We start from the raw sequence: 2,793 nt of genomic DNA on the forward strand, positions 1-2,793 counted from the left end.
CTGATGTACGAGGGCGGCATCGCCAAGCAGCGCTGGAGCGTCTCGGACACCGCCGAGTTCGGCGACTACGTCTCCGGCCCGCGGGTGATCGACGCCCGGGTGAAGGAGAACATGAAGGGCGTGCTGGCCGACATCCAGTCCGGCGCCTTCGCCAAGCGGTTCATCGACGACCAGGACGCCGGCGCGCCGGAGTTCGCCAAGCTGCGGGCCGCCGGTGAGGCGCACCCGATCGAGGCCACCGGTCGCGAACTGCGCAAGCTGATGGCGTGGGTGAAGAGCCACGACGACGACTACGTCGAAGGCACCGCCGCACGCTGATCGATCGTGCGTCCCCCCACCACGGGACGCACCCGGAACGGGCGCCGCTCCCCACAAGGGACCCGGCGCCCGTTCTGCATGTTCCGGGGCCGCGACGCCGGGGCAGATTTGGCCCAGCCGACCGGCTGATGACACCTTCTGTTCACCTTCGGCGGGGTGGACGTTCACCCGGGCATCCGAGGCTTCCGAATGTGACACTTGAGTTACTACTGTTGATCTTGGTGATCGGTACCGCTATCGCGTTCGACTTCACCAATGGCTTCCATGACACGGGCAACGCCATGGCGACGTCGATCGCCACCGGTGCGCTCAAGCCGAAGACCGCCGTCGCACTGTCGGCGATCCTGAACCTGATCGGTGCGTTCCTGTCCGTCGAGGTGGCGTTGACCGTTACCAACGCCGTCATCCGGATCCAGGATTCCAGCGGCGCCCCCAAGGCAGAGTTCCTCGCCAATCATGGCCACGGGCTGCTGATGATCGTCTTCTGCGGACTGATCGGCGGGGTGCTGTGGAACCTGCTGACCTGGCTGCTCGGCCTGCCGTCCAGCTCCTCGCACGCCCTGTTCGGCGGCCTGGTCGGCTCGGCGCTGGTCGCGCTGGGCATCGGCGGCGTGAACTGGATGGGCGACGGCAGCAAGCTGGACGGCGTCGTCGGCAAGGTCATCCTGCCGGCCTTCGCCTCTCCGGTGGTCGCGGCGCTGGTCGCCACCATCGGCACCTGGCTGATCTACCGGATCACCACCGGCGTCGCCACCCGCTACGCCGAGTCCGGCTTCCGCTGGGGCCAGATCGGCACCGCGTCCCTGGTCTCGCTGGCGCACGGCACCAACGACGCCCAGAAGACGATGGGTGTGATCACCCTGGCGCTGATCGCCTACGGCACCTGGACCGACACCACCAACGTTCCCACCTGGGTGAAGATCGCCTGTGCGGTGGCCATCGCGGCCGGCACTTTCACCGGCGGCTGGCGGATCATCCGCACCCTGGGCAAGGGCCTGGTCGAGATCTCGTCCCCGCAGGGCATGGCCGCCGAGGCGTCCTCGGCAGCGGTCATCCTGACCTCCAGCCACCTCGGCTTCGCGCTCTCCACCACCCACGTCGCCACCGGCTCCATCCTGGGCTCCGGCCTCGGACGCCGTGGCGCCGAGGTCCGTTGGGGCGTCGCGCTGCGGATGGTGCTGGCCTGGTTCGTGACCCTGCCGGCGGCCGGCCTGGTCGGTGCCGCCTGCTACTTCATCGGCAACGGCATCGGCGGCTACGCCGGCGTGCTGATCGTCTTCGGCGTGCTGGTCGGACTGACCGCCTGGATGATCCGGCACTCCCGCAAGACCGCCGTCCACGCCGGCAACGTCAACGAGGACTGGGATCCCAACGCGACCCCGGGCTCCTCGGTGTCGTCCAGCACCCCCACCGCGGCGAACGCCAAGGCCTGAGAGGACCCGACGATGTTCCAACTCTTTGCAAATGCGGTCGGCCAGGTGCTGTTGGTCGGCGTCGTGATCGGCGCGGGTCTGCCGGCTCTGTTCGCCTTCGGCATCCGGACGCTGGCCATCGGTGCCGGCGGCGACGCCGAGGTCGGCCACGAGCCGGGGAAGCCCGCGATGAAGCTCGTCGCCTACCTCTGCTTCGCCCTGGTGCTGGCCGTGATCGCGATCGGCATCGCGATCATCGTGTCCTCCGGCTTCGGCTATAACGTATCCTTTGACAATATTTTCCCGACCTTCGTGAAGAAGCACTGAGCGCCATGGCTGAGCGAAACTCCACTCCCATCGAGACCATCGTCGGGTGGCTGCGCGCCGGCTACCCCGACGGCGTCCCCGCGCACGACTACGTGGCACTGCTCGGCATCCTGCACCGGTCGCTGACCGATGCCGAGGTGACCGAACTGGCATTGCAGCTGCAGAAGGACGGCGACAGCGGCGAGGAAGCCATCCGGGAACGGATCCGGCAGCACGCGCTCGAAGAGCCGTCCGAGGACGACGTGCGTCGCGTCGCGAGCCGGCTCGCGGCGGGCGGCTGGCCGCTCGACAAGGCGATCAGTGCTTCGACCCCGGTCGGTCGAGGCTGAGGAAACGGATGTGTTGTCCCGGATCGAACGAATCGTCGCCTGGCTCAAGGGCGGCTACCCGCACGGCATTCCCGAGGCGGACTACGTGCCGCTGCTCGCCGTCCTGCGCCGGCGGCTGACCCAGGAGGAGATCAACGAACTGGCCGATCGGATCGTCCGGGACGGTCTGATCCCGGCGGTCCGGGTGGACGTGGGGGCCGAATATCTGCGGGTCACCCACGAGTTGCCGAGCGAGTCGGAGATCCGCCGGATCAGCGAGAAGCTGGCCGATTCGGGCATCGACGTGGCCTACGTGGAGCCGGTCTGGGCGCGGCTGAACGCCGTCCGGACCGACACCTCCGACGACTCCTGACACCAGTGACACGGCGGGCCCCGTGGCGCAACCCCCACCCTGCCCCCCCTGTGGC

The 2,793-nt window shown here is 68.4% G+C and carries 4 protein-coding genes and 1 pseudogene; all 5 read left to right on the forward strand.

Annotation, left to right across the window (positions count from 1 at the left end; all coding sequences use genetic code 11):
- Nucleotides 1-318: pseudogene (locus QM582_RS15710) on the forward strand (ketol-acid reductoisomerase); the annotation flags it as partial.
- Nucleotides 319-509: 191 nt separating this feature from the next.
- The gene (locus QM582_RS15715; protein WP_415085945.1) at nt 510-1,751 is read left to right on the forward strand and encodes an inorganic phosphate transporter; all 1,242 of its coding nucleotides are present in this window, start codon (nt 510-512) and stop codon (nt 1,749-1,751) included.
- Between the two features lie 45 nt (nt 1,752-1,796).
- Nucleotides 1,797-2,057, forward strand: a complete 261-nt coding sequence (locus QM582_RS15720) for a hypothetical protein (RefSeq protein WP_415085947.1) — start codon at nt 1,797-1,799, stop codon at nt 2,055-2,057.
- Between the two features lie 5 nt (nt 2,058-2,062).
- On the forward strand, nt 2,063-2,386 hold the full coding sequence (locus tag QM582_RS15725) for a DUF3349 domain-containing protein (protein WP_415085948.1): 324 nt from the start codon (nt 2,063-2,065) through the stop codon (nt 2,384-2,386).
- A 10-nt stretch (nt 2,387-2,396) separates the two neighbouring features.
- Complete coding sequence (locus tag QM582_RS15730) at nt 2,397-2,738, forward strand: DUF3349 domain-containing protein (RefSeq protein WP_415085950.1); 342 nt, start codon at nt 2,397-2,399, stop codon at nt 2,736-2,738.
- The last annotated feature ends 55 nt before the right edge of the window (nt 2,739-2,793 follow it).

It is taken from the genome of Micropruina sp., from assembly GCF_047607385.1.
Classification (GTDB): domain Bacteria; phylum Actinomycetota; class Actinomycetes; order Propionibacteriales; family Propionibacteriaceae; genus Micropruina.

What these genes read in the sequence shown, in the direction of transcription:
- QM582_RS15725 (WP_415085948.1), top strand. Translation starts at nt 2,063, where the DNA reads ATGGCTGAGCGAAACTCCACTCCCATCGAGACCATCGTCGGGTGGCTG.